The 25886-nt window shown below is 69.3% G+C and carries 24 protein-coding genes and 5 pseudogenes; 14 read left to right on the forward strand and 15 right to left on the reverse strand.

What is annotated here, in order from left to right; all coding sequences use genetic code 11:
• The first annotated feature begins 275 nt into the window (after window positions 1-275).
• Window positions 276-821 carry a DUF6434 domain-containing protein gene (locus tag IE207_RS21080; protein ID WP_229873862.1) on the forward strand — a complete coding sequence of 182 codons (546 nt, stop codon included), beginning with the start codon at window positions 276-278 and terminating at the stop codon, window positions 819-821.
• A gap of 398 nt (window positions 822-1219) precedes the next feature.
• Window positions 1220-1360, forward strand: a pseudogene (locus IE207_RS34335) (TnsA-like heteromeric transposase endonuclease subunit); the annotation flags it as partial.
• A 549-nt stretch (window positions 1361-1909) separates the two neighbouring features.
• On the opposite strand, the gene IE207_RS21085 reads toward IE207_RS34335, so the two are convergent.
• The 3 genes from IE207_RS21085 to IE207_RS21095 all read right to left on the reverse strand — a co-directional run bounded on the left by IE207_RS21085 (window position 1910) and on the right by IE207_RS21095 (window position 3710).
• Window positions 1910-2365 (reverse strand): hypothetical protein, encoded by a 456-nt coding sequence (locus IE207_RS21085; protein WP_190185816.1) that lies wholly within the window; start codon window positions 2363-2365, stop codon window positions 1910-1912.
• 147 nt (window positions 2366-2512) lie between these two features.
• Window positions 2513-2701, reverse strand: a complete 189-nt coding sequence (locus IE207_RS21090) for a hypothetical protein (RefSeq protein ID WP_190185817.1) — start codon at window positions 2699-2701, stop codon at window positions 2513-2515.
• A 127-nt stretch (window positions 2702-2828) separates the two neighbouring features.
• Window positions 2829-3710 (reverse strand): NAD(P)-dependent oxidoreductase, encoded by an 882-nt coding sequence (locus tag IE207_RS21095; protein ID WP_190185818.1) that lies wholly within the window; start codon window positions 3708-3710, stop codon window positions 2829-2831.
• A gap of 97 nt (window positions 3711-3807) precedes the next feature.
• On the opposite strand from IE207_RS21095, the gene IE207_RS21100 reads away from it, so the two are divergent.
• Entirely contained in the window at window positions 3808-4170 is a 363-nt protein-coding gene (locus IE207_RS21100) for a winged helix-turn-helix transcriptional regulator (protein ID WP_190185819.1), read from the forward strand.
• Window positions 4171-4173: 3 nt separating this feature from the next.
• On the opposite strand, the gene IE207_RS21105 is transcribed toward IE207_RS21100, so the two are convergent.
• Window positions 4174-4542, reverse strand: coding sequence for a transposase (locus IE207_RS21105; RefSeq protein WP_190185820.1), 369 nt, complete (start codon window positions 4540-4542; stop codon window positions 4174-4176).
• A gap of 133 nt (window positions 4543-4675) precedes the next feature.
• Here IE207_RS21105 and IE207_RS21110 point away from each other — a divergent pair.
• The 4 genes and pseudogenes from IE207_RS21110 to IE207_RS33815 form a co-directional block, all read left to right on the forward strand.
• Window positions 4676-4921, forward strand: a pseudogene (locus IE207_RS21110) (hypothetical protein); the annotation flags it as partial.
• Between the two features lie 288 nt (window positions 4922-5209).
• The gene (locus IE207_RS21115; RefSeq protein WP_190185821.1) at window positions 5210-6181 is read left to right on the forward strand and encodes an LLM class flavin-dependent oxidoreductase; all 972 of its coding nucleotides are present in this window, start codon (window positions 5210-5212) and stop codon (window positions 6179-6181) included.
• A 75-nt stretch (window positions 6182-6256) separates the two neighbouring features.
• On the forward strand, window positions 6257-7492 hold the full coding sequence (locus tag IE207_RS21120) for a TerD family protein (protein WP_190185822.1): 1236 nt from the start codon (window positions 6257-6259) through the stop codon (window positions 7490-7492).
• A 66-nt stretch (window positions 7493-7558) separates the two neighbouring features.
• The gene (locus IE207_RS33815) at window positions 7559-7684 is read left to right on the forward strand and encodes a hypothetical protein (RefSeq protein ID WP_268250197.1); all 126 of its coding nucleotides are present in this window, start codon (window positions 7559-7561) and stop codon (window positions 7682-7684) included.
• Window positions 7685-7764: 80 nt separating this feature from the next.
• On the opposite strand, the gene IE207_RS21125 is transcribed toward IE207_RS33815, so the two are convergent.
• Window positions 7765-8637, reverse strand: a complete 873-nt coding sequence (locus IE207_RS21125) for a helix-turn-helix transcriptional regulator (protein WP_190185823.1) — start codon at window positions 8635-8637, stop codon at window positions 7765-7767.
• Window positions 8638-8824: 187 nt separating this feature from the next.
• Here IE207_RS21125 and IE207_RS21130 point away from each other — a divergent pair, with 187 nt between their 5' ends.
• A complete protein-coding gene (locus IE207_RS21130) occupies window positions 8825-9586 on the forward strand; it encodes an SDR family oxidoreductase (RefSeq protein WP_190185824.1) in 762 nt (253 codons plus the stop codon).
• A gap of 316 nt (window positions 9587-9902) precedes the next feature.
• On the opposite strand, the gene IE207_RS21135 is transcribed toward IE207_RS21130, so the two are convergent.
• Complete coding sequence (locus tag IE207_RS21135) at window positions 9903-10235, reverse strand: hypothetical protein (RefSeq protein ID WP_190185825.1); 333 nt, start codon at window positions 10233-10235, stop codon at window positions 9903-9905.
• 295 nt (window positions 10236-10530) lie between these two features.
• Between IE207_RS21135 and IE207_RS21140 the strand changes: the two genes are divergently transcribed.
• Window positions 10531-11724 (forward strand): hypothetical protein, encoded by a 1194-nt coding sequence (locus IE207_RS21140; RefSeq protein WP_190185826.1) that lies wholly within the window; start codon window positions 10531-10533, stop codon window positions 11722-11724.
• A 691-nt stretch (window positions 11725-12415) separates the two neighbouring features.
• Window positions 12416-12952 carry a hypothetical protein gene (locus tag IE207_RS21145; RefSeq protein WP_190185827.1) on the forward strand — a complete coding sequence of 179 codons (537 nt, stop codon included), beginning with the start codon at window positions 12416-12418 and terminating at the stop codon, window positions 12950-12952.
• A 356-nt stretch (window positions 12953-13308) separates the two neighbouring features.
• Here the strand turns inward: IE207_RS21145 and IE207_RS33305 are convergent.
• The 4 genes and pseudogenes from IE207_RS33305 to IE207_RS21165 form a co-directional block, all read right to left on the reverse strand.
• Window positions 13309-13515 (reverse strand): annotated as a pseudogene (locus IE207_RS33305) (transposase); the annotation flags it as partial.
• A 349-nt stretch (window positions 13516-13864) separates the two neighbouring features.
• The gene (locus IE207_RS21155) at window positions 13865-14263 is read right to left on the reverse strand and encodes a pyridoxamine 5'-phosphate oxidase family protein (RefSeq protein ID WP_190185828.1); all 399 of its coding nucleotides are present in this window, start codon (window positions 14261-14263) and stop codon (window positions 13865-13867) included.
• Window positions 14264-15446: 1183 nt separating this feature from the next.
• A complete protein-coding gene (locus IE207_RS21160; RefSeq protein WP_190185829.1) occupies window positions 15447-15875 on the reverse strand; it encodes a DUF6086 family protein in 429 nt (142 codons plus the stop codon).
• A gap of 818 nt (window positions 15876-16693) precedes the next feature.
• Window positions 16694-17044 carry a transposase gene (locus IE207_RS21165; RefSeq protein WP_229873863.1) on the reverse strand — a complete coding sequence of 117 codons (351 nt, stop codon included), beginning with the start codon at window positions 17042-17044 and terminating at the stop codon, window positions 16694-16696.
• Window positions 17045-17350: 306 nt separating this feature from the next.
• On the opposite strand from IE207_RS21165, the gene IE207_RS21170 reads away from it, so the two are divergent.
• Complete coding sequence (locus IE207_RS21170) at window positions 17351-17848, forward strand: GNAT family N-acetyltransferase (protein WP_190185830.1); 498 nt, start codon at window positions 17351-17353, stop codon at window positions 17846-17848.
• A gap of 181 nt (window positions 17849-18029) precedes the next feature.
• Here the strand turns inward: IE207_RS21170 and IE207_RS34140 are convergent.
• The 5 genes and pseudogenes from IE207_RS34140 to IE207_RS33315 form a co-directional block, all read right to left on the reverse strand.
• Window positions 18030-18146: pseudogene (locus IE207_RS34140) on the reverse strand (IS630 family transposase); the annotation flags it as partial.
• A 328-nt stretch (window positions 18147-18474) separates the two neighbouring features.
• Entirely contained in the window at window positions 18475-18960 is a 486-nt protein-coding gene (locus IE207_RS21175) for a hypothetical protein (protein WP_190185831.1), read from the reverse strand.
• Window positions 18961-19270: 310 nt separating this feature from the next.
• Entirely contained in the window at window positions 19271-19498 is a 228-nt protein-coding gene (locus tag IE207_RS34145) for a hypothetical protein (RefSeq protein ID WP_190185832.1), read from the reverse strand.
• A 51-nt stretch (window positions 19499-19549) separates the two neighbouring features.
• Window positions 19550-19996, reverse strand: a complete 447-nt coding sequence (locus IE207_RS34150) for a PHP domain-containing protein (protein ID WP_373304738.1) — start codon at window positions 19994-19996, stop codon at window positions 19550-19552.
• A gap of 674 nt (window positions 19997-20670) precedes the next feature.
• Window positions 20671-20763 (reverse strand): annotated as a pseudogene (locus tag IE207_RS33315) (transposase); the annotation flags it as partial.
• Window positions 20764-21742: 979 nt separating this feature from the next.
• Between IE207_RS33315 and IE207_RS21195 the strand changes: the two are divergent.
• From IE207_RS21195 to IE207_RS21205, 3 genes are all read left to right on the forward strand, one after another.
• The gene (locus IE207_RS21195; protein WP_190185834.1) at window positions 21743-22522 is read left to right on the forward strand and encodes an ArsR/SmtB family transcription factor; all 780 of its coding nucleotides are present in this window, start codon (window positions 21743-21745) and stop codon (window positions 22520-22522) included.
• Window positions 22523-22600: 78 nt separating this feature from the next.
• Window positions 22601-23590 carry a DMT family transporter gene (locus IE207_RS21200; protein WP_190185835.1) on the forward strand — a complete coding sequence of 330 codons (990 nt, stop codon included), beginning with the start codon at window positions 22601-22603 and terminating at the stop codon, window positions 23588-23590.
• Between the two features lie 724 nt (window positions 23591-24314).
• The gene (locus IE207_RS21205; protein WP_190185836.1) at window positions 24315-25868 is read left to right on the forward strand and encodes an alpha-L-arabinofuranosidase B; all 1554 of its coding nucleotides are present in this window, start codon (window positions 24315-24317) and stop codon (window positions 25866-25868) included.
• Window positions 25869-25886 lie beyond the last annotated feature (18 nt).

Raw genomic sequence — 25886 nt, forward strand, 5'->3', positions numbered from 1 at the left:
GCACGGTCGGCGGGGCCGGCCACGATCGGCACGTTCCCTTGAAGTGTCTCAGCCGCGGGGCGTCGAGGCGGTGGCGGGCAACCAGGTCGTTCAGGTCGTCCCACGTGAACAGACTGCTCAGATCGGCGGCCTATGACCAGTGCTGGTAGGAGCGGCCGAAAGCCGGAGCCGCCAGACCGTCACCGTGTCACGGCCGGCCGCCGGTTCGTCTTACCGAACGCCGGGCGTACCACCCCTCCTATGATGGAGACATGCGTTCGAATAAAGGTACTGAGGTGCGACCAGAGCTGCGTGCGGCGTTGAGCGGGGACGAGTTGTCCCGCTGGTACTGGACGCTGGCCGAGCTGACCGTGCTGGCCCGGGAGCTCGGGGTACCGCGGGGCGGCGGGAAGGCGGCACTGGCGGAGCGGCTGCAGGCCGCATTGGACGGTGTCGCCCCACCGGCCATGCCACCCCGGACACCCAGCGCCGGCCGCCAGCTTGCCGCGCCGGTGAAGGGGTGCACCGTGATTCCTGAGGGTCAGCGGTGCAGTCAGGTGCTGCGCGAGTACTTCCGCCGCGAGATCGGCCCGAGCTTCCACTTCGACGCCCACATGCGGGCATTCATAGCCGAAGGTGCAGGGCGCACCCTGGCCGATGCCATCACCCACTGGCACGCCACGCGCCAGGCCGCTGCCCAGCCTCAGAAGATCGGCTCGCAGTTCGAGCTCAACCGCTTTCTGCGCGACTGGCATGCCGAGCATCCGGCCGGAAGCCGCGCCGAAGCGCTCACCGCCTGGCGCGCTCAGCGCAACAAGCCTCGTCGCCCGGCCGCGGAGTGACCAGTCCACAGCCGTCTCTGGGCGCCCAGCGCCTGGGAATCGGACGCACGCCCCAGCGATTTCTTACGAGAAGGCCAACTCGTCCGAGAACGACACCGGACCGCGTTACCAGACCATCTGGCAGCCGTGGCAGGTCAGAGCCGCACCACCTGGCAACTGGAATCCGACAGGGCACCCCAGCTGAGGGGGGCACCGTCACAGCCGTTCGCCGGTGACGGCGACTGCAGACACGGAGCTGAGACGCCGAACATCCGACACGACGTGAGAATTCAGACGAAACCCGCAGGTCAGAAGACTGACGTCCGCCACGAGCGGCCGCTACTGCAACTTGCTGGCTGGTTGCAGGCCTTCGTTGCCCGAGATGACCACACCTGGCCTGTAGCCGGTCTTCAGGTCCTACGAAAGACCACGTCGGCTACGAGTCGTGGCTGAAGCGGGATCGCCTGATCCTGCTGGACCGAGATCCGCAGGTGGTCGGCATTGCCGCGCAGCCGTTCTGGCTGTCGTGGGACGACGGGGGTCGGGCCCGGCGCCACGCTACAGGGCGACGGCGGCGGCCGAGGAGCATCCCTACGCGGCGGCGAAGCCGGACTCCGATCCGGCCGGGTACGGACGGGGCGCTGGCGGACATCCAGGCCACGGTGTTCCGGCATCAGCAGGACGGGACGACGATGCGCGATACCGTGAGGCACGTCCCGGTTGCCGCCACCCTGCGGCAGGTCGGCTGCGGGGTAGTTCGGCACCGGTCTTCAAGTCGGACGGAGACCGTCTCCAGAGCTCCGTCAAGGCCAAGATCGCCGGCTTCCTGACGGGGCTGTGCGCCAGGGCGTACTGCACGGTGCGAGTACGGAGCAGGCGTTCTACGTGGTGTGCGACGAGAGCAACAACCCGCCCCAGGAAGCCGGACAGAGCCGGCTGACCGTCGGAGTCGCAGTGGCCGACGTCCGTCCGGGCCACGCCTGCGGAGCCTGCGGTGCCCGCGCACCGCGCCACCAGGGCAAACGGTTCGCGGGCGGCGTTACTGGCCCGGCGACCCGCTCGGGCGAGTCGCCGGGCCGACCGTGACGGGTCCGCCGGGCGGCGGGGCGTCAGCAGGTAAGGGTGACCTCGTGCACGACCGGCCGCGGCGACCAGGGGAAGGAGGCCACGCCGAACGTGCCGCGGACCGTCGCGCCACAGGGGACCGTGCTCGCCGGGCCGCGCACGTCGAGCGTCGTGGTGGTGAAGACGACGGGCTTGTCCTGCGTGAGGGGCGGGGCGCCGGCGCCCACGACCCCGGCGGACAGCGTGGTGGACAGCTCCTTCGGGGCCGGCGTCGGGCTACCGGGAGAGGGCGGCCCGGCGAGGCTGACCCTGCCGTAGAACTGCACCGTGTTACCGGTGACCTCCGCGCACAGCCGGGTGAGCAGGCCTGCCTGGAGACCCGAGTTCCCGCAGGTGGTCACGGTCTGGTCGGCGGCGGCCGCAGGGGTCGCGGCGGCCGGGCCGACGGCCAGAACGGTCAGGCCGGCAACGCCGACCGCGAGAAGGGCTAAGCGGTTCATGGGGACGTGCTCTCCTTGTGTTTTCGTCGGTGAGTGACGGGTCATCAACCCGCCTTGTGTGATGTGATATTTCACATCACACAAGAATACGAGATGATCGCGCCCTGAACTCCTTTCGTCATGCGGCGAAACTCTCCGGCGCAGTGGTCAGCCCGGCGTTCCGTGGTCGAGCAGCGCCGGCTCCGCCTCGCTCACCTCCATGTCCGCGGCCCGGGCCGAGTCGTTGATGGCGCCGGGGGGTTGGCTACCGGCGCTGGCACTGGCACCGGGACCACAGCCGGGGAGCGGGGGGAGCAGCCACGCCAACGCGAGCTGCTGCGGGCTGACGCTGCCCATCCCCAAGCACAGGGCCGGGCCCGGCCTCGTCCACGTCCGCTGAACTGGGGAAACCCGAACAAGCGTCGAGCCCAGTTCGACACCGGTGGACAAACGCCAAGTTCAGGGCCTGTTGCGAAAGTGCCGGTCAGTGCACGAGCAGGTCGATCACGCCCGTCAGGTCCTCCTCGCCGCTGCCCTGAGCCAGGCGGCGGCGCATCAACTCAAAGTAGGGTCCGAGCAGTTCCGGGCTGACACCCTGCTGCTCGGCGGTGCTCAGGAAGGTCGGCGTGCCGGCCACCTGCATGGCCAGGTTGGAGACGACGCCTTTGGTGTAGTCGCCGCTGCGCAGCTGTTCAGCGGTCTGGTGAACTGTCGGGGCCATCGCGACGAGCCAGTCGGCGAGCAGCGGGGCGAGCACCACGGGGTCGATGTCCTCCTTGCGGATCAGGGCGAAGGCGTGCGCGACCCCGGCGAACATCCCGTACATGGCGCTGAGCAGGGCCAGATCGTGCAGGGCGGCGAAACCCGCGTCCTCGCCGACGTACGTGGTGCCCGCCGGGATGGCCAGTGGCTCCCGGTGCCGCTCGAACAGTTCCCGCGAGCCGCTGTAGAAGACGTAGCCGCCGGCTTCCGGGACGCCGATCATCGGAGGGACGGCCATGATCCCGCCGTCCAAGTAGCGGGCGCCGCGCTCGTGGGCCCACTCGGCGCGGGCGCGGGCCTGGGCAGGGGTGCTCGTGGTCAGGTTGACCAGGTCCCTGCCGGATAGGTCGATGCCGGCCAGCACCTCGTCGACCGAGGTGTCGTCCAAAAGGCAGACGACGACCAGGGTGTTCGACGCGACCGCCTCAGCGGCGCTGTCCGCGACCCGCGCCCCCTCGGCGGCGAGTGCCGCGGCGCGGGCCGGGGTGCGGTTCCAGACGGTGAGCGGGTGGCCGGCGGCAAGCCAGGTACGGGCCAGCGCGGTGCCCATCGCGCCAAGGCCCAACAGTGTGACGGAAGTCTTCTCAACGGTGTTCTGTGTCATGCCGATTAGACTGGTCACGGGCCCGGAGGTGATCAAGTACGCACTCGGTAGTGGGTGGTTACCCCGGGGTAAGCGGGCACGTCAGAGGGGGTAGGGCATGACGACGCTGAACCGGCCGGGCGCACCAGACGGGCACGTCTGCGGGATCGACACCGCGATGGAGGTGATCGGCGGCAAGTGGAAGGTGCTGATCCTCTGGGCGCTCCACGAGCACCCCTACCGCCGCTTCGGCGAACTGCGTCGACTGCTTCCCGGCGTCACCGAGAAGGTGCTGGCCTCCCACTTGCGTGAGCTGGAAGCGGACGGCGTCGTGCGCCGCGTCTCCTACGACGAGGTGCCGCCCCGCGTCGAGTACTCGCTGACCGAGGACGGCATGCGCCTGAACGACGCACTCCAGCCGCTGGCCGCCTGGGGCCGCGAGCGACCGACCAGTCGAGGGCTGGAGGAGAGGGCAGGCTGAGGTCTATGGTGAACGTGCCGGTCGCAGCCACCCGTTGTTGGCCGCGACCAGCACGGTGGTCTCGTAGCGGACGCCGAGTTTGTCGTGTCGAGTGGCCACCGACCGGTGGTGTTTCAGCCGATTGATGCCGCACTCCACGGCATGGCGCTCTCGATAGTCGTTCTTGTCGAACTGCGGTGGCCGCCCGCCGTGGGAGCCGCGCTTCTCGCGGTTGCGGACCTGGTCGGCCTTCTCGGGGATGGCGCAGCCGATCCGGCGTCTGCGTAGGTAGGAGCGGTTGGCTCGGAAGCCGTAGGCTTCGTCGGCGCGGACCTTGTCCGCCCTGGTGTGGGGCCGGCCCTTTCTGTGCGAGGGACCCGATCTCTCGAGCACCGGTTGGAACCGCGGGCTGTCGTGCCGGTGTTCGGCCGTGCTGATACGAGACACATGGGATCTTGCCCCTGCTCGGTGGCGAGGTGAACCTTCGTGGTCAGCCCGCCGCGCGACCGTCCGAGGCCCTTTCTGCCGGGTCTACGGCACGGATCACGACGACCCGAACCCGAGCCCACGGCCCGGCCGGGACTACGCCGAGCTCGTCGGCAGTCCGCTCGACGGCCTGCTGCTCGACATCACCGGTTGGACAGCGGACGTGATCCGGACCGGCGCCGCGCTGATGAACGAGCCCGGCCAGTTCGGTGCCAGCGGCCGCGCCCCGTACGACCCGCGCCCCGGCGAGCGGAACCGCTGGGACTGGTCCGGCGACACCCCCTGACCTGGGCGGCAAGGCCCCCCTGGACATGCCCGTCTACGGTTACGCCGAGAAGGACGGCACCCGGACGCGGACCAGTCACCGTGAATCGCCCGACACCGCCTTACCGACCGCTGTCCGGGCTGGTCATCGACTACAGGGCAGGCAGCCTCGCAGTCGTCGCGCCCGGGCGGGGCCTTACCTTCGGAGTGGTCATGTTCCGATCCGCTGGCACCTCACCTCCCGCCGGACGCGTGCTGCCCGTGCCCACGAGTGATCCCCATGCAGGCGCATGATCCCTATGCTGGCGACATGCTCGACATACCTCTTTCAGCACTGGAAGTCGCGATGGTCCAGACGGACACCCGCGCAGTGGACACGCTGCGGGACACCGCGGCCTTCGCACAGGGACTCGAACGGCTCGGCTACCACCGGCTCTGGTACGCCGAGCACCACCACTCGCCCGCGATCGGCGCGTTCCCGCCGGTCGTGCTGATCGCGCACGCCGCCGCCACGACCTCCGTCATCCGTCTCGGCTCGGGCGGGGTGCTGGCACCCAACCACGCCCCCATCATGCTGGCGGAGCAGTTCGGGACACTGGCCGCCCTGCACGGGGGCCGAATCGACCTGGGCATCGGCCGCGGTCCCGGAACCTTCGACGAGGCCACCGCGCGGGCGCTGCGCCGCGGCGCCGGACCGACGACCGACGCGGAGTACGGGAGCGACGTGGCCTCGGTCCTCTCCTTCCTGGTGGACGAAGTCGCCCTCGACCCGCTGCCGGAGCCGTGGCTGCTCGCCTCCAGCACCGCGGGCGCCGCCCTCGCCGCGGCACTCGGCCTGCCGGTGGCCGTGGCCCACCACATCCGACCCGACAACACCCTTGCGGTACTAGAGCGTTACCGGGCGGAGTTCACGCCGTCCCGTTGGTGTGAGCGGCCCCGGGTGCTGCTGTGCGTCGAGGCGGTGTGCGCGGACACCGACGAGGAGGCCGTGCGGCGGACGGGGCCGATGGCCGTCGTCAAGGCCGGGCTCCTCAAGGGGGTGAGCGACATGCCCTTCCCGACCCCCGCGCAGGCCGCCACCCATCCGTTCACGGAGGAGGAGCGAGCGGTGCTGGCCCACTTCCGGGCACAGCAGGCCGTCGGGGCCCCGGAGACGGTCGTACGCCGGCTCGACCGACTGGCGCGCGAGACCGGGGCGGACGAGCTGATGCTGACCACGCCCGTCCATGACCTCGGCGACCGCCTGCGCTCCTACGAATTGATCAGGAAGCACTGCGGCTGAGCGAGAAGCACCGAGACGGGCGGGGAAACCTCGTACGCTGCGGACGTCGGGGGCAGTCGCGGAAGGGGGGCCCGCATGGGCTTGCGAAAAGGCGCCAATGTGCCGGTGGAACACACCTCGGTTCGGGTGGAGTTGGGATGGCAGGTGCGCCCCGGAACTCCGGACGTCGACGTGTCGGCCCTGCTGTTGACCGCGGCCGGCAGGGTGCGGTCGGACGACGACTTCGTGTTCTACAACCAGCCCGCCCACGGCAGCGGTGCCGTCCGCCACGAGGGCAGGCGACAGGACGACGCGAGCGTCGTCGAGACGATCAGCGTGATGTTGTCGGCGGTGGAGCAGGACATCGCGACCGTGGTGGTCGCGGCCTCCACCGACGGCGCGTTCGGCCGAGTGCCCGGTCTGTTCGTACGCGTACTGGACGCGGAGAGCGGGGCCGAGGCGGCGAGGTTCGACGCCACCGACGCCGACTCCGAGACGGCGTTCCTGCTCGGCGAGCTGTACCGGCGGGGCGGTGCGTGGAAGTTCCGCGCGGTGGGCCAGGGTTACGCCTCCGGCCTGGCCGGGCTGGCCACCGACTTCGGCATCACCGTGGACGAGCCCACGACACCGTCATCCCCACCGGAACGGCAGCCGGCGCCGGCGCCGGCGCCGGTTCCCCCGGCGCCCGAACCGGTAAGGCTGTCGAAGATCACTTTGACGAAGGCCGCCCCCGCGGTGTCGCTGACCAAGCAGGGCGCCACCTCGGGGGCCATGCGGGTCAACCTCACGTGGAGCGCGGCCGAGCCGGGACGCGGCCGGCTGGGCAGGGGCGAGGGCGCCGTCCGTCTGGAGGACGTCGACCTGGACCTCTCCTGCATGTGGGAGCTGCGGAACGGAACGAAGGGCATCGTCCACCCCATCGACAGCCAGTTCGGCTCGTTCGACCGACCGCCGTACGTCCTGCTGGACCAGGACGACCGGACCGGTGGCAGCGAGGACGGCGAGAACCTGATGATCAACCTTGATCACTCGGCCGAGATCAAACGCCTCCTGGTGTTCGTGGTCATCTACGACGGGGCGCCCGACTTCGCGGGACTGCACGGCGTCGCGACGCTGTATCCGCCCGCCGGCCCCCCGATCGAAGTACGTCTGGACGAGTGCACCGTCCCCTCACCGGTCGCGACGATCGCGCTGATCGAGAACGTGGGCGGCGAACTGGTCGTACGGAGAGAGGCGAAGTACCTGGTACTCGCGCCGGGCGTCTTCAAGCAGCAGGCCGCCGACCTCGAATACGGCTGGGGGATGAGCTGGCACTCCGCCACCAAGGACTGACACCGAGGACCGGCCGATCATGGCGAATGAGCGCCCGGCTGCCCTGTCGATGAGGACGCGGGTCTTGTGGCGCGCCTCTCGCCGTTTGTGCGCTGCCACACCAACATGCTCGGCCGGTACTTCTTCCAGCTCCCCGAGCTGCCCGGGGGCTTGCGGCCGCTGCGCGACAAGGACGACGCAGACGGCTCGTGATCAGGGCCCGGGGCGAGCTCGCGGGTACGGGACCTGCGGCGTGCGCGTTGTGGCTGCGACGCCGGGACGGCGCGTGTTCGTCAAGGTGTCATCGGGTACGGGATGTCCGCCGGCCTGTCGTGCGCTGTGCCGGCGGACTCGGTCTGTGAGAGTGCGGCGAGGAGCCGCAGTTTCTCGTCGCTGTCGCTGTCCTTGTCGGGGTAGTAGACGACGAGGATGACGTCGTCGATGGGGAGTTTGTCCCGGTGGAGACGTAGTTCACCGACGACGGGGTGGTGGACTGTGGTCGTGCCTCCGTCGAGGCTGCGGACGTCGTGGCGGGCCCACAGGGTACGGAACCGCTGACTGGACAGTGCGAGTTCTCCGACGAGTTCGACGAACCGGGGGTTGTCGGTGTCGTCCCCGATGGTGGTGCGAAGGGTGGCGATGAAATCGGCGGTGGCTTTCGTCCAGTCCTGGTGGAAGGCCTGTTCCTCAGGATCAAGGAGAAGAGAACGCAGCCGGTTCTGGCCGGGCCGCAGCCGGGGGGAGAGCGCGACGGCCATGGGGTTGGAGGCAAGGACATCGAACGCGCGCCCTTCGACGAACGCGGGGATCTGAAGGTGGGCGAGCAGCTCGTGCACCCGCGCCGGTACGTGCTCGGGCCGCTTGCGCCGTGGCGCCCGGGGGTGTGCCGCCGCGAGGCCGAGCAGGTACGTCCGCTCGACGTCGTCGAGCCGCAGGACGCGCGCGAGTGATTCGAGGACCTGGGCTGAGGGGTTCTTGTCACGGCCCCGTTCCAGGCGCAGGTAGTAGTCGGGACTGATTCCGGCCAGCAAGGCGACTTCCTCACGGCGCAGGCCGGGCACCCGGCGGTTGCCGCCGGGCGGGAGTCCTGCCTGTGCAGGGGAGACCAGCTCACGCCGGGCACGCAGGTAGCTGCCGAGCCGGTTGCCGGATTCTTCATCCTTCATACCGACACCGTAATGCGGTGCGCGCATCTCAGAGGGGGCCCTGGCAGGACCAGGGAAGACGGGGGCCCCGCCACACCCGGCGAATGCCGTCAAGACTGCGGTGACACCGTTTTGAAAGAAACGGAGAACATCATGTCTGCGCCGCGGGCTGAACGCCGTCGGCGCCCTGGACTGAAGGGACGATCTCGTGGATCTCTCCAACCGCACCGTTCTCATCGTCGGCGGAACCTCGGGTATCGGGCGAGAGCTGGCCCGCCGGTTCGCCGCAGCGGGCAGCACCGTGGCCGTTGGCGGCCGCAGCCCAGAGGCACTCTCGGAACTCGACGGGGAAGGGTTCGGCACGTTCGGCATCGACGTCACGGACAGTGCCTCCGTCGCATCCTTTCCTGATGCCGTGCTCGCCCGGTACCCCGGGCTGGACACCGTGGTGACCATGTCGGGGGTCATGCTCCTGGAGGACCTGCGCGACCCCGCGCACTTCGAGGTGGCAGAGACGACGATCGACACCAACCTGCTCGGCACCATCCGAGTCATCGACGCCTTCACCCCCCACCTGGTCCAGCGGGGCGCCGGCACCTTCATCACCGTCACCTCCGGAATCGCCTTCCTGCCGTTCCCGCCCATGCCCAGCTACGCCGCCTCGAAGGCCGCAGTGCACGCCTACTCCGAGGCACTGCGCGCGCAGCTCGACGGCACCGGTGTCGGCGTCGTCGAGCTCGTCCCCCCGGCTGTCGCCACAGCAGGTCAGGAAAAGGTGAACCCGCACGCGCTGCCGCTCGACGACTTCGCCACCGAGGTCATGCACCTGCTCTCGGAGAACCCCACCCCTCGCGAAATCCTCGTGAAGGGCGTCCTCATGCACCGCTGGGCCGAACGCGACGGCACCTACGACGACCTCGTCGCACAGCGCTCCCAGGCCCTGGCCATGCTCCCCAGCCGTGAAGGATGACGCCCTGACGCCCTTTCCCCGCCGGCAGCCTCCTCGCTCATCGCCCCCGGGCGGCCACAACGGGCAGCCAAACGTCCTGGATACGAACCCCGCCCCGCGACCCACCCTGCCGGGCGGCGACGGTTCAGCGGCGGACTTCTCCGGGGGCGAGCAGACTGGTGACGAGGTGTCCCACGGACGAAGCGGCCCCTTTGCGTACCTGGTGTGGCGGGGATGTCGGTGAGGTGGTCGGTACCCACGCTCCCGGCGGAAGACGTCCCGTCAGCATCAAGGAGACGTCATGGCCTTCGTCGGCGACGCCACCCCCTTTACCGCCTCACTCGACCTCATCCCCGAGCACGTCGCGAGCATTTGAAACCTGGACGGCTGGATGCACGACCCCTGGCTGCCCCGGTACGAACACACGGCGGTCGAGGCCCCCGACACCGGGGCCGTCGCTGGCCTTCGCGGCCGCGGTGGCCCTGCCGCTGATCACTGCGCGGGCCGCGGCCTCGGCGTCGATGATGTCGCTGTTGCCGCGACGCTGGCGGGTTGCCTCGTCGGGCTGGTCCACCTCGACCACGGTGATGCCCTGGCTGAGGAGATACCGGCTGAGTGCGGCGCCGTACGAGCCCGTGCTTGTGCTGACCGTGTCGATGTCGTTGCCCACGAAGCGGGAAGCGCTTCGCAGGGCGAGGCAGACGTCTGGACACCGCGAACGGGAGGTGCTGCTCGCCCACGGACGCGCCCACCTGCGTGAACCCGAACAGCGCCCACGCAAGGCACCCGCAGACCAGGTCAACTCCTCGCGTACTCGCCCGGCAATCAGCAGCGGCTGAGCGCGCTGCGCGCAGGGGAGGCATCTCACTTCATTTGCTCTCTTGCGTTCCTGTTCACCTGGCCGTTCCCGGCGCGGTGCGCGCGACCCGCACACTGCTCCGACACAGCGAACACAGGGAGTCCGGATGACCAGAAGGTTCTACGCGGCCGCAACGCTCGCCCTCGCGATGGGCGTGGTGCCGGCCACCCCCGCGGCGGCGGCCGAGAACGGACCCTCGCACGGCGCCCGCGCTCCGTTCACGCTTGCCGTGTACGGCGACGCCCCCTACGGCACCTCGCCGACCGACACGTCCGAACTCCAGGCGACGCCGGCGTTCATCGCCAACGTCAATGCCGACCCGGACGTCAGTACCGTGATCCACGTCGGTGACATCCACTCCGGCAAGCAGTACTGCACCGCCGCGTACAACCAGTCCATCGCCGCACTGTGGAAGACCTTCGCCGACCCGCTGGTCTACACCCCCGGCGACAACGAGTGGACCGACTGCCACAAGGCCGGCGAGGGCGGCGGCAAGTACAACACGGCCACCGGCAAGATCGACCCGGTCCTCGACCCGGCCACCGGCCAGCCCGTCGGCTACGCCTCCGGCAACCCGGCCGCCAACCTGGACCTGATCCGCCGGACCTTCTTCCCCACCCCCGGCCGCACTCTCGGCAGCGGCACGCTGCGCGTCCTGTCGCAGGCACAGCTGCCGAACTGGGCCCACCCCGAGGACGCCCAGTACGTGGAGAACGTGCTGTGGGTCAAGAACGGCACCCTGTTCGTCACCATCAACGTGCCCGGCGGCTCCAACAACGACGCCGACCCCTGGTACGGGGCACCGACCGCCTCCCAGGAACAGCTCGACGAGGCCGCCCGGCGCACCGCGGCGGACCTGCGCTGGCTGGACACCGCCTTCGCCCTTGCCCACACCGGCGGCATCTCCAGCGTCGTGGTCAGCACCCAGGCCGACATGTGGGACGTGGACGGCAAGACCGCCGCACACGTGACGAACTACGAGCCGATCGTCGCCAGCCTGGCCTCGCACACCGCGGCGTTCGGTAAGCCGGTGCTGCTGCTGGTGGGCGACTCGCACGTCTACCGCTCGGACGACCCGCTGCGCAAGGACGCACCCTGCGCGGGCGACGCGGGTGTCTGCTCCTACGACGCCTGGAACAGCCACCCGGGCTATGACGTGCCGAACTTCCACCGCATCGTCGTCCACGGCAGCACCGTGCCGTTGGAATGGCTCAAGCTGACCGTGACCCCGGGCGCGCACAACCCGACGACCGATACCTCGTTCGGGCCGTTCACCTGGGCCCGGATCACCGGCAGCTGACCGAACGCGGCAAGCCTGGGACGCCGCAGCGCGTCAGGTGGTTCGCGGAAGTCCGTGAGCTGGGTTTACCGCCCCGCAGGACGCCGCACCGGATCCGGTCCTGGCCCCCGCCCCGACGGTCAGGACCGGGCTGTACTGCGAGGGCGTCCGCTGCCGAGACCGGCGCCGTCACCGTGCTCACAGCGTCCGGTGCGGCCAGCCCGCGGGCCAGTCATGGCCCGGCTCGTCCTCCGGTGCCGTGCCGGATGCTGTCCACGGGCTCCGTGCGGGACTTCCGGCGCATCTCGAAGCGCGTCGTCGTCCAGCCAGGCCGCCCCGCTCGGTGTCTCTTCGGTCTGGGCACCCTGGTCGACCGGGCGTACCTCCTCTCCCGGGAACAGGTATGGGCGGCAAGGCCAGGTGGGCATCCGTCGCTGAGCGTGCGGGGCCGCCGCTTATGCTGCGGCGCAATGGGAGTGGACATCACGACGACCGGTTCCTCTCGCCCGCACTACCGTGCGGAAGACGGGTGTGCGGAGGCTGTCGGGCGCAGTTGGGGTTTGGTGGGTGCCGTAGCGGGAGTGGCATGGCAGAGGCGAACCGGTCGGGCGGAAGTGCTGCGGCTCGGCGCCGGAAAGCGAGCAGGGAGAGGTGATGCGGGGAGGGCAGAGACCATGCCGCCGACGGCACGTCGCGAACGTACACTCCGACGATGATGGAGATCCTGGAGAATCTGGACGTCCTGTCCCTGCCGCGGCTCGACCTCACGACGATCCGGATGGGCGGCATAGCCCTGGGAGCACCTGCCGACTCCATTCCCCGCCACAGGATCGTCCAGGCCCAGTCCTCCGCGGTCGCCCGCTCCCGAGGCGGGGACGGCACCGACAGCGAATACCACGACGCGGGGCAGCCGCTGACGCCCGACGAGGTCATCGACCGCACCGTCCGGTCGGACGGATTCCTGTACTGCGCCGACGAGGTCACCTACAAGGTCAGTGCCGGGCTGGTCGTCGGCTTCGCGATCTACGGGCGGCATCTCTCCCACTTCGCCCACCTCTCCTCGTACGAGGAGTTGCTGGCTGCGTTCGGCACGCCGGACCTGGTGTGTGAGGAGGGGGGAGCCTACGGCGACTTCACGGGTCACGGCTTGTACTACTGGGACGCCCGCAAGCACGTGAAGTGGGACGCATCCGGCAACCGGGTGACTCTGATCAACGTGGGCGACTTCGAGGGGAACGCGGGCCCGTGAGCGGGGAGCCGGGTCCGGTGACGGGCCGAGGAGGCCGCTCTCCTTCGCGGCCGGGATCTGAAGGCCCTCCTCGACCGGCACGTCCCCCTCGGCCCGGACCAAGCCGCCCGGCAAACTGCACGGCAAGGACTCCGCCACGCCGGACCAGCAGGCCCGGGCGCTCGGTGCGGTGCGCCGTCCGGTCGTCGACGAGGCCGGCGTGGCCCGGGTCCGGAAGCGCGTCGGGGCCCTCTCGGGCGCGTACCAGATGGCGCCGTAACGGCGGTCCGCCGGGCCGGGGCCGGGGAACTTCCCGGGCCCGGCCCCGCGTGCGTGCGGGCACCCGGTCAGGCGGCGGGCTTGCCGGGCTGGTCGTACACAAGGAGAAGGCCGAAAGTGTCGGTGACGATGTTCCGCTTCCTGCCGACGACCTTCTTCCCTGCGTCGATGCCCTGGCCGGCGGCGGGGACGCTGGGGGAGGTCTTGACGCTCTGCGCGTCGATCACGCAGGCCGACGGCCCGCCGTCCCGTCCTTCCTTCTTCCGCAGCAATTTTCGGAGAAGGCCGTTGAGCTGGGCAAACATCGGGTACGGACGTCGATGCGCCATGCCTCCGGCCTACCGCCACGAACCGAATGCGCCCAGGCGCACGACAACGACGACGAAAGCACACGACCACAAACGCCCGACATCCTGGGATGAGACAGAAAGGCGTCGCCTTCCGCACCATCCGCAACCCGTATGCCCCGTAGGCATCAACCGTCTCCACAGCATCGCCTACACCACAGTCCCGCACCCCCGAGAACCGGCTTACACAAGGTCATTCCAGAGGAAAGCGACCTCTAAGTGGACGCGAACGCACCCGCTTCTGTAGCGGGAAGGGAATCCGCTGGGGCGGGCGTGCATGCGTGAGCTTCGAAATCGGTATGTGGACCTACCAAGACCGATCGTGCAGCTTAGGAGGATGGTCGGGTACAAACCGCACCATCTTCGTAGCCGGGTCCTCCAACGGCTCCGAGAATCGTGCCGGCCAGAGCTCCACCGGCCCGAGGTACTTACCCAACTTCCGTACCGCCCGCGCCCGGTCAAGTGCCACTGTTTCGGCGCTCCCCCGGCACGTCACGGAGAACACTTCCCCCGTGGCCGGCTCACAGGTATCCACGACCAGTGCCATGCGCGGATCTTCGGCGATGTCCCGCTCCAGCCGGGAGTAAGCGCCAGTAAGCCACCAGAATGCCCCCTCCTCCCAGATGAACCACACCGGACGGACGGCGGGGCCCGCGGTGGCCACACGGGCGACCAGGGGGCGGTCCAAGAATTCGTTGATGTCCATCCCGGTAATGTAGCGGCGCACCGCCGGCCGTGGTCGGGGCCTGCGGCCTCTGCAGATGCCCCCGCCGGGGTAAATCCGGTCCTCGCGTTCGTGTACGCGGTGCGCACTGTCCATCTCCAACTGCCGGTGAAAATCGAGTACGTGACAAGTTCTTCGGCATATCGCCATCCTCCGGCCACGGGTCGGTGGTCGGGCCGGGCGATGTGCGATTGGGGTGCGATTCATGGCGCGTTCGGTGCGTGAGGTCTACGACGAGTACGCGGCTGCGGGCCGGTTGCGGGTGCCGTTGGCGGCCTGGCGGTGGGCTACCGGCTGCGGTCTGGTCCCGTCGGCGGACGCCGGCCGCGGCTTGTGGTCGCGGGAGGTGGTGGAGGCCGCCGACGCAGAGCAGGTGCGGGCGGCGCTGCGGGGCCCGATGGGTGTAGGGGTGGCGACGGAGAAGCTGACGAGGCGTTGGGGGTGCCGCTGCCGATTCTGTGGCCGACGGCCTCGGCGGTCGACCGCCTCGTGAAGGCCGGTCTCCCGGTCTACCTCGGTGGCGACGTCGAGTTCCCCGACGCCGACCCGGACCATGTGGCCGCCCTGGTGCGCCGCCGCGACCTGCCGGCTCTCCTGGCGGCACGTGCCGCGCGGCCCGGACCCGGCCGCGGTACACCTCGGCATCCGTCGGGTCGACTTCGACCAGGTGGTGCGCCTGGATTGGGTGTCCCCGGTCGCCTCGGTGGACGTCGACTACAAACGGCAGAGCGGCGTGACCAGCATCCCCCTTTATCACGCTCGGGAGATCTCGCTCTTGGAGGTGGTGCGGCCCTCGGTGGACCGGCGGGCGGTGCGCACCGTGGCACCGAGCCGGCGTTCCCCGCTCGCCGCCCTTGAGCCGGTCTCCCCGGCCGGTGATCGGGTGCTCTTGGCGCAGGTGGCGCGGATCGACCGGGTAGGCCGGGCGGCGGTGGTGAACTGGCGCCGCCGGCACCCGGTTTCCCCGCACCGACCGGCGGCACGGACGTGCACCCGCAGTTCGACCGCCACGCCGTGGTCGCCTGGCTCCTCGCCCAGGACAAGATCGAAATCCCCACGGGGCCCACGGTCGCCTTACTGGTACTGGCCGGTGCCGAGGGCGCCGCGCACCGTTTCCGGTCGCCGCCTTCTCATGGCATCCAAGCATTTGCGGGCCAGACCAGGCTCAGGCCGCCATGAAGCGGCCCAGCTCGCGTGACTTGTACTGAAGGGCGGCTACCCGAGCCTCCTCAGAGGAAACCGGGGCCGCCGGCACCTGAACGTCCTCAAGGCCGCCGTCCTCGGCGAAGCCGCCTGACTGCCAGTCCACCTCGATGCCTGCCCTCTCCGCCAGGACCAGCGTCGTGGCAACGAAGCCCTCGGACAGTGCAGCCATGACTGCGTGACCCGTTCTGCGGTGCCACGCGAGCAGGGCGTCGACGAACTCTTTGAACACGATGGGGTCGATCTGGCACTCGTCAGCCTGCATGGGTCCGATGCCGGACGGCAGCCCCAGTTCGGCTTGGTAGACGCTCATCTGGCTCATGAACAGCCGGGAGGCCCCGTTGGACGGGTTCCACAGAGTCTCGTCGCCCATGTCGTAGTACTGGCTCATCGCAGCCCCTCCCTGCTGGTCATACCGGCCAGCCTCGCGAGCACATGACATTACGTTCAGTTAGCCCTCCACGGAAAGTGAGCCAGAACCCGGTCTCGTGGGCATCACCCCCGGACCGATCCGGACGCCTCCCGAGACGGTGAACAACTGCCTTCACTACTCGGTTCTGGCACAGGTCTCGGGGCGGCATCATGAAAAGTGATCGCGATGTTCGAAGACACGGGAGGCTTTGAGCCTCGGCTCCGTGCCCAGTGTTCTGTCCCGCCGAGCACTGACAGTGATCAGGCGTTGGTGGTATACCGTGCGTGCACCCGTGTTGGGTCAAGGTGGAGTTCGTACGCGGTGTTGCACTCGCTGATCTCTGTTCCGACCGGAGCGCCACACGGGCACAGTCGATTCAGCCCACCCCGGCCATGCAACCCGCAGCAGCCTACGTGGTCCCCTTCAAGGTGGGGCAGCAAGTCTGGCGCGTCCTTGGGATGGAGAACAATCGTGTCTCGGGGACCTGCGGAAGTGAGGAACCCGTCTCCGTCAGGATCGCCGACAGCCGGCCCGCCGGGAAACACTGCGACGCATTCGTCCGTGGGAAGAAAAGGGGCGCCCCATGGCTCAGGCTCCAGGGCATAGAACCCCTCATTCATGCTTGCCGGGGCCCGGCGATACCCGTCGGGTCCGATCCGCCCGTCGAGCTCGGGCCTGACCAGTGTCTCGGAGATCTGCACAGACCTGGTCAGAGGTTGGGCACAGGCGGCACACACAAAAATGATCACAAGACGTTCTAGGCCGTCGAACCCGTATCAGCAAACGACTATTGCGGCCTACTGCAGCAGGATCGTCTTGCGGAGCAGGTGAAGGCGAGCTCCGCCGTAGAGCTGCCGTTTGATCTTCCTGATGCGGTTCACGGCGCCTTCGATGCTGCCGGAGCTCCAGTCCGGGGTGAGCCCGGCTGTCACGGCCTCGCGGTCCCTGAGCAGGTGATGTGCGAAGCCGGTGAGCCCGGGCAGCCGACTGGCATCGACCGCGTCGATCCGGGCAGGGAGCATGGCACCGAGGCGGCCCGTGAGCATCTCACCGAAGGCGCGGACATGCCTGGCGGCCGTGTCCAGTTCGGGACAACGGGCCGGGACATCCTTGAGACAGTCGCGGTGGGCGGCGACGCAGGTCTCCACGGTCCGGCCGAGGCCCTGCCACAGATGGAACCGGTCGGCGACGTGTAGAGCGTCGGGGGCACCGCGGCGGGCACCCTCGGCGCAGGCGCCCGCCCAGTCCCGGCAGGCAGCTGGCCCACAGCACCGGCGAACAGATCTGGGGTCTCCTGGTGCCGTGACCGGATAGGTTCACCGAGGTCGCGTGGCCTGCGGGTGCGTGAGGAACCACCGCTCCCAGGTTCCGACTGGTCGCAGGGCTGAACGACCTTGTTTGCGTAGTTTTAATCAACTTGCTGCCCGCCCCGTCGGGCGGGCAGGGTCTGAATCATGCTTGAACTACGCACCTTGGAAGCAGACGACTGGCCCCTTTGGCGGGAGTTGCGACTGGCCGCGCTTGCTGAGGCGCCCTACGCGTTCGGATCCACGCTGGCCCAGTGGCAAGGCTCTGGCGACCGAGAGGAACGCTGGCGCGCCCGTCTGTCGATTCCTGGCGCGCACGATCTCATCGCGCTCCTCGACGGCCTCCCAGTGGGCCTGGCCAGCGGGGTGCCGGGCGAGGGAGCACCGAACGTGGAGTTGATCTCGATGTGGGTCAATCCCATGGCTCGAGGCAAGGGCGTGGGTGACTACCTGATCCAGGCGGTCGCGCGGTGGGCGGCGGAGCGCGGTGCCACGGGGTTGAGGTTGTCCGTCATGCCGGACAACCTCAAGGCGACCGCGCTCTATGAGCGGCACGGTTTCACGGACACGGGTAAGCCCGGCGATCTTCTGCCCGATGGCGTGGGCAGGGAGCGGGTCATGGCGAAGAGCCTGGCCGCTGTCTGATCTCCACATCCGGGCACGGCGGGATCCCCCATGTGCTCAGGCTGCGGCGGCAAGGGAGCGTCCGCCCCAGGGAATGCCCTTCTCGCTGCGGACGTGAGCGCGTCCCCGGCGTTGTGCGGCGAGTACGTCGGGGTGGCGGGCGTTGGCATTGCGTCAGCGCGGGTAGGTGCAGCGCCCGGAAGGAACCTGTGGTCGGCCTGATGCCCAGGGGCCCGAACTCGTCGAATGCGAAGACCCGGTCCGGGAGGTGCTCCAGCACGTGCTCGATGCGGTCGAGCTTGGCGTCGCGCTCGGGGTCGGTGCGAGTACAGCTCAATGGGCGTATGTGGCCTATCCGACAACGCGGCGAGGTGCCGTAGTCGGCGCCGCGCGCCCGCCGGGGGATACGGGGCAGCCCTTACGTCGGGGTCCCACGGGCGTGCCGGAGGGCTCGCTGGGCATGGTCGGTGCCGGGCCACGACGTGCGCGCAGCTTTCATGGTGAGCGGCGTTGGCGCGTGCCCCTGCTACAAGGGGCCGGCGTCCATGACGCCGGCCCCTTGTCTTGCACGCCGCGGACCACCAGTTGCCGCCTGCGGCCGTTGATCTTTATGCCCGAACTGGGCTTCACCGTCGAAGCATCGGGAACTATTCGTCCACGGGAACGAGGTGCGGGCCGTGGTCGATCACCGTGCCATGGCTCTTGGCCTGCTGTCGTTGTGCCGGTGTGACGCACAGGGTGTCGCCATCGAAGCTGTCACGCCAGACGTAGCCGGGCTTGCACGTGCTCGGCCCGTAGGCTCCGCCACCGGGCTGCCGGTGGGGATTCTGGTCGTGCACCTGCTGTCGTTGTGCCGGTGTGACGCACAGGGTGTCGCCATCAAAACTGTCACGCCAGACGTAGCCGGGCATGCACGTGTCCGGCCCGTAGGCTCCGCCACCGGGCTGCCGGTGGGGGTTACTGCCGTCGGATGGGAGACTCTTGACAGAGGCCTGGGTCTGGGGCGCGATCGCCGCTGTGGCCGGCAGCGCGATGCCTCCGCTGATGAAAGCGGCCGAGGCGAAGACCATCATGGAGCGCGAGATCCGGCGCTTTGACTGTGCGGTGGTCGGGCTGGGGCGGTCGTACGACATGAGTGCTCCTTGCGGATAGAGGCCGCCGGAAAACGGCCGGGCAAGCTGCGCCCGAGCGACCGGCGGCTGGTTGATACGGGGCCACTGGAAGGCCGCCGTACTCCTGGCTGGTCTCGCTGTCTTTGCGGCGTGACCACACTTCAAGTAGGCGCGCTGGTGGTAGCCACCGTCATGCCCCTGAAGACCGTGTCTTGACGGGAGGGTGTAGATCTGAGCGGCTCGGTGCCGGCCCCGTACATCCGGGCGTCACGTTCGCCGCGACACGGAGGCAGAGAGACGTCCTGGACGTGGGCCTGGTCCGTCCCGGCGTCTACAAGTCGGGTTCGGCGTGGAGCTGGAGCAGGCGGGCGAGTGCGAACTCGACCTGTGCCACATCAGTCTTGACCAGGTGGTCGCCGGGGTCGCCGATCACGTATTGGGCGTCGATGTCGATGGTGCGGATCTGATCGGTGAGCGTGAAGGTTTCGCGACGGGCGATGTGCAGGCGGGGGGGGCGGGGTGGAAGATCGCTTCCTGCACCCGGGTGGAGGTCCACCACGTGCGCACGGCCGCGCACCGGCGTTCGCGTGCGGGTGGCGGACGCCGGGCTTTAGGGTGCTGCGGGTTCGACGGCGACGTCGACACCGCAAACAGGGCGCACGCCGGCCTCCGTCGCGGCCTTCGCGAAGCGGACGGCGCCGGTGACGGTGCCGCGATCGGTCAGCGCGAGCGTGTCGACGTCGCGCTCGGCCGCACGTCGTACCAGGTCGTGGAGGTGGGAGGCACCGTAGGGGCGGAGTAGCCGGAGGTGACATGGAGGTGGATCGCACAGCCCATGGCACACCTCCACTATCCGGGTGATTTCAGCCGGTATAGCTGGTTTGCCCCTCCCAAGGTATCGAACGAAAATCGAACAAAGTGAATCCGTTACTGCACCGTAGGGATGCGATCCCCTGGTGGCTGAGCGCTTCCCTTGGCGGATGAGCGCGCTATTTGGCGGGGCTGAGTAGCGTAGATGGCAAACGACTCGGCGCAGGCCAGCGCCGCTACGGAGCACGCAGGGGGAGCCGGCCCTCGGTCGCGGGCCGTTCCCCTAGCCAGAGGCCCGGGTTGTCGGTGTCGAGCCAGGTGACGTGCTTGTGCACTCGTTGTGCTGGTCGTCGTCGATCACGCACTCGACTTAGGGTCTGGTCCTTGAAGCGGCTCTCCAGGGCGCTGTGCGTGGACGCGGCGCACGTGCTTCACCGTCACCGCCGCCGGGAGACCGGCCAGGAAGAGGGACAGCCCCACCGGGAGCACCCCCGCCCACACCGATGGTGAGACGTACGCGGTGCCGGACGTACCGTCCACCAGCCACGCACGGACCGGTTGCGAATCGATGTCGCCCTCGACGGGGACGTCGAACGACGAGCCGCCGTTGTCCGGGGCGAAGGCGCCCGAGCAGGACGTCGACGTTCCCGCATTGGCCACGGTGTTGTCGTACGTCCGGCAGCCGGCTTCGGTCACGGTCCCGGGCTCGCCCCACAGCGCCGCCCGCAGCTCTGCGGTGAAGTTCGTCAGCACGACGTAGGCCAGAAGCAGCCCGGCCAGACAGGCCAGTGCCAGCCACGGCGCGGGTCCGACCTGCTCCGGTTGCCCGTCCAGAACGTCCCCACCCTCGCTCATCCCCACCTCGGATCGCCGACGGACCTCCATGGTGACTGATCCGAAGCACCCTCGGAAGCCCTTCATGGCGTGCTGGTGGGCTCGCACGAGCGTCGAGTCGACCGACACCAGCCAGTCGACGTCGCCGGCAGCGTCCTTTCCCGCCCGGACCGCCCACGGCATCCGCGAGAACGTGGCCGTCGGGACGATTTTGGCAACGCGGCGAGGTGCCGCGCCAGACGCCGCGGCCCCGGCCATGATCCGCCGGACAAGTCCCAGGTGCGAACTCGCATCACCACTGGTCACAGATCCGCTTGTGGTGAGCGCCGTGCGTGGCGGTCCCGCCAGCTGAAGCGCCCAGTCACACCCTGCGGCCAAGGGGCCTTGCCGGACCCCCTTGACCAGCGCCCCACTCGGCCCTGGCTCCCCGCGCGGTCCCCCTTGACCAAGTCGACCGCACGGCCGCGAACGCTGCATCGCCCCTTGACCTGCCCTGCGCACCGCGCAAAGGCTGCTAGCCGGAGCACGCCGGCACGCTCATCACACGATCCCTTCTGGTACCGGCGCTGGTGGACGACATCGGCCCGCGCAGTCGGCGGCCGGGCGCCAGGCCGGCGGACGACGGCTTGCTCCGGCGCATTCCGACCCCCCCCCGGCACGCCGTAGCGCCGAATGTGTCGCCGGACTTGAACGGGCTGTCGTGGCCGGGCACGATCAGGTCGGCCTCGGCCGGCACCCTCATCAAGCCGGATTCTGCAAGAAGCGACTGGGGCTCGCTGCGCGCACCCTGAGGCATCTGGATGAGGGGCGCGGAGAAAGCAGGAGGCTACGGGGCAGGCGCCATGGTCGTGATCAACCGCTACGGGATCGCGCCCTCTGTCTTCGCAAGGGTGCAGTTCACTGGCGTCGCCCGAGCGAGCGGCCGCCACCAGCGCGGGGGCGGCAGCCGTTTCGTGTGGTGTGGGTGCGGTCGGTTCTGTCCCGTAGTGGGCTACGCGCTGGCCGACGGCACCCGGCCAGGGGCGACACGAGCTCACCTGAGTGCGGTGCCGTAAGCAGCGGCTGAAGGCACCCTCGCCCGACGCGGCCGGACTCGGACAGGCGAGTCGGCGGGGAAACCTTTCGTCATATGCCGAAGCGATGAGGCATCCTTGGAGGCATGACCGAATTGCATGCCGACACGCTGAACCCTGGAACGCCGAGTCCCGGATCCACGGGCGACGGGACACCTGCGGAAGGCGTCGCCCCGGCCGCACGCCTCGCGGCTTTGGCCGCGGCCCTGGCCGACGAGACCCGGGCCGCCATCTGCATGACGCTTCTGGAGGGGCGGGCCTGGACCGCGGGGGAGCTGGCCCGTATCGCCTCGGTCGCGCCGTCCACCGTGAGCGGGCACCTGGCCCGGCTGACCGAGGCGGGCCTCTGCGTAACCGAGCGGCAAGGGCGGCACAGCTACGTGCGCGTCGCCGACGCCGCGACGGCCCGCCTGCTCGACGAACTCGCCTCGTATGCGATTCCGGACCGGGACGCGGCGCACGCCGTGCCCGTTGTCGCGGCGCCCGACCCGCTGGCTCGTGCCCGGACCTGCTACGACCACTTCGCGGGTCGCCTGGGGATGGCGGTGACGGACGCGATGGAGCGTCGCGGGCTGCTTCGCACGGAGGGCGTCTTCGAGTTGACGGAGGCCGGTCGGCGATGGTGCGCCGACGCGGGTGTGGATCTCCTCGCCGCGGGCCGCCGCCCCACGGCGAGTTCCTGCCTGGACTGGACGGAGCGCCGCCGGCACCTGGGCGGCGTCGCCGGGGCTCGACTGTGTGCGCGGGCGTTGGACCGCGGATGGGTGGTGCGACCGGCCGGTGGCGGACGGGCCCTGGAGGTGACTGCCGTCGGCGAGCGCGCGCTGCGCGACCTACTCGGAATCGCTCCTGACGACTGGAGCTGAACGCACGGTGAGCGGGAGGGTGGGCAGCCAGTTCATTATTTCGGTGAATACCGAAGTGTTCTGCTGTAGGGTGAACTCATGACCACGACCTTCCCGCGTCCGAGCCGGATATCGCCCAGCGTCCTCACGGCGGGCGCCGTCACCTTCACGGTCTTCGCCTGGGCGTCCGCCTTCGTCTCCATCCGCAGCGCGGGCGCCGCCTACTCGCCTGGTGCCCTGGCCCTCGGCCGTCTGCTCGCCGGTTCGGGGGTGCTCGCAGTCCTGTTGTTGATCCGCCGCCAGGGCTTGCCGCCGCGCGGGGCGTGGCGGGGCGTGCTGATCTCCGGGGTGGTGTGGTTCTGCGGCTACACGGTCGCCCTCAACTGGGGGGAACGACTGGTCGACGCCGGTACGGCCGCCCTGCTCGTGAACACCGGTCCAATCCTGATGGCCCTGCTCGCCGCCCGTCTCCTGGGGGAGGCGCTGCCGCCGCGCCTGTTGTCCGGCATGGCCGTCTCGTTCATCGGAGCGGTCGTCGTGGGCCTGTCCATGTCCTCCGGCGGCGGTGCGTCGACCTCGGTGCTCGGCGTGGTCCTGTGCCTGCTGGCAGCCGTGGCCTACGCGACCGGCGTCGTCTCGCAGAAGCCTGCACTGTCCTTCGGTACGCCCCTGCAGATCACCGCCTACAGCTGCATGACGGGAGCGGTGGCCTGCCTGCCCTTCGCCGGGCAGCTGGCCACGGAACTGCCGAAAGCACCGATCTCCGCGACGCTGAACATGGTCTACCTGGGTGTGGTTCCGACCGCCCTCGCGTTCATCACCTGGACCTACGCCTTGGCGCGCACCCCCGCCGGCAAGCTGGGAGCGACGACCTACGCCGTGCCCGCCATCGTGGTCCTGCTGAGCTGGGCCCTGCTGGGCGAGGTGCCCGGCTGGCTGACCTTGCTCGGCGGGGTGCTCTGCCTGGCCGGGGTCGCGGTCTCCCGCTACCGGCCCCGCAAGACCACCCTGTCGGAACCGGCCGCCCCCGCACCGTCCGGGCCCGACACGGGCGCCAGTACCACCGGCAGTCCCTGCACCCGTTCCTGACCACTCCCCGGCACTCCGGGCCGGACGCAGGTGACGGCAATCGGGAGGCGCGGCCCGCGTTTCCGCACCCATGGGCGAAACCGACCAGGTCGCGCCTGTGCGTCGTTCACGTTGAGCACCGATGCCTCGGAGGCCAGACGGCCGTCCCGGGAACAGCCGGTACGGCCGCACCATTGCATCGTCCGAGGGGCGGGCGCCCGCACGGGGAACACGGAGACCATAGGGTCCCTCGGTCACGGTCTGGCAGTGCTCCATCCGGCCGCCGCAACGTTTCGCAGGCCGGCCGCATGGTTCACGGAGCACCCTGGATGGCCGCCCGGTTGGGTCGTAACGCTCCGCAGTGCACACCGGCCATGCTTCGTCTCCGGGCCACAGCGGAGGCCCCAGACAGAGCGGTCCCCATGCGACGCAGATCCGGGTCGCGGGAGAAGACCGACGCACTCACGGCGGATGGGAAGCGGCCTCCACGGGGCGAGCCGGATGCGAGCGGCTTTGCAAGGTGAAGTAGTAACGGTCTTCGCCCAGTTGAGGTGGATCGGCGCCCTCAGCGATTTCTGCTGTGCGTGCGACACGTCTTGACGCCGCGTCAGTGCGTGGCGATAGTGAGTGCCACTTGGCGTGGGCAGCCGCGCACCTCCCTAGAAATTCAGGTCTGCCATCGCTCGCAACCAAAATTGTTAGCGCTAACAAAGCCCTCCTCCCACCCGACGTGCAGGAGCTCTTTATGGCCTTCCATCAGTTGATCAGCCGTGCGCGGCGCACCCTTCTCGCTGCCGGAGCGACGGTCGCACTCACCGCCGGTGTCATAACCGGTACAGCTGCCACCTCGCAGGCGGCCACGCAAGGGCCGTGCGACATCTACGCTGCGGGCGGTACCCCGTGTGTGGCGGCGCACAGCACCACGCGATCGCTGTACGGTTCGTACGGTGGCGCGCTCTACCAGGTCAAGCGCGCTACGGACGGCGCCCTCAAGGACATCGGCGTGCTCAGCCCCGGTGGCTACGCCAACGCCGCCGCACAGGACGCCTTCTGCGCCGGCACCAGCTGCGTCATCACCGTCCTCTACGACCAGTCCGGCAAGGGCAACCACCTCACCCAGGCACCCGCAGGCGGGGCGGCCGGTGGGCCGGACAACCTGGCCAACGCGGCCGAGGCTCCGGTCACGGTGGGCGGCCACAGGGCGTACGGCGTCTACGTCGCACCCGGAACCGGCTACCGCAACAACCACACCAACGGCATCGCCGTCGGCGACCAGCCCGAAGGCATGTACGCGGTCCTGGACGGAACCCACTACAACGGCGGGTGCTGCTTCGACTACGGCAACGCCGAGACCAGCAACAATGACACAGGCAACGGCCACATGGAGGCGATCTACTTCGGCAACATCAAGGTCTGGGGGTACGGCTCCGGCGCCGGGCCGTGGGTGATGGCGGACCTGGAGAACGGCCTGTTCTCCGGGGTCAACACCCGGTACAACGAGAATGACCCGAGCGTCAGCCACCGCTTCCTTACGGCGATCGTCAAGGGCGCGCCGAATCAGTGGGCGATCCGAGCGGGCAACGCCCAGGCGGGCGGCCTGTCCACGTACTACAGCGGGCCGCGCCCCAATGCCGCGGGCTACAACCCGATGCACAAGGAGGGCGCGATCATCCTCGGCATCGGCGGCGACAACAGCAAGGGCTCGGCGGGCACCTTCTACGAGGGCGTCATGACCTCCGGCTACCCCTCGGACACTACCGAGAATGCCGTCCAGGCCAACATCGCCGCCACCGGATACAGCAGCGCCGCCACCGAAACCGGCACCCTTTCACCCGGTTCACGCGTGTCGCTGCGAGCCACGACGACGTGCTGCAACCGCGACTTCCTCACCCATGCCGACGCGGACGACAAAGTCACGATCTCGCCCGTGGATTCCGCAAGCCCGCCCGCCCTCAAGGCTGATGCGACATGGATCGTCCGCGCCGGCCTGGCCAACAGCTCCTGCCTCACCTTCGAGTCGCTCGACAAGCCCGGCCGGTTCCTCCGGCACTACAACTTCGAGCTCCGCCTCGGCGCGGACGACGGCGGAACTCCTTTCGCCCAGGACGCCACCTTCTGCCCCACCGCCGGCAACAGCGGGACGGGCTATTCCTTCCAGTCGGTGAACTACCCAACGAAGTACCTGCGCCACTACAACTACTCGGTCTTCGTCGCCGGCAACGGAGGATCGAACAGCTGGGACAGCACCACCAACTGGGGCGCGGATACCAGCTGGATGGTCGCCCAGCCCTGGAGCTGAGCCGCCCTGCTCGGCGGC

It is taken from the genome of Streptomyces cirratus (assembly GCF_014650775.1).
GTDB lineage: Bacteria > Actinomycetota > Actinomycetes > Streptomycetales > Streptomycetaceae > Streptomyces > Streptomyces cirratus.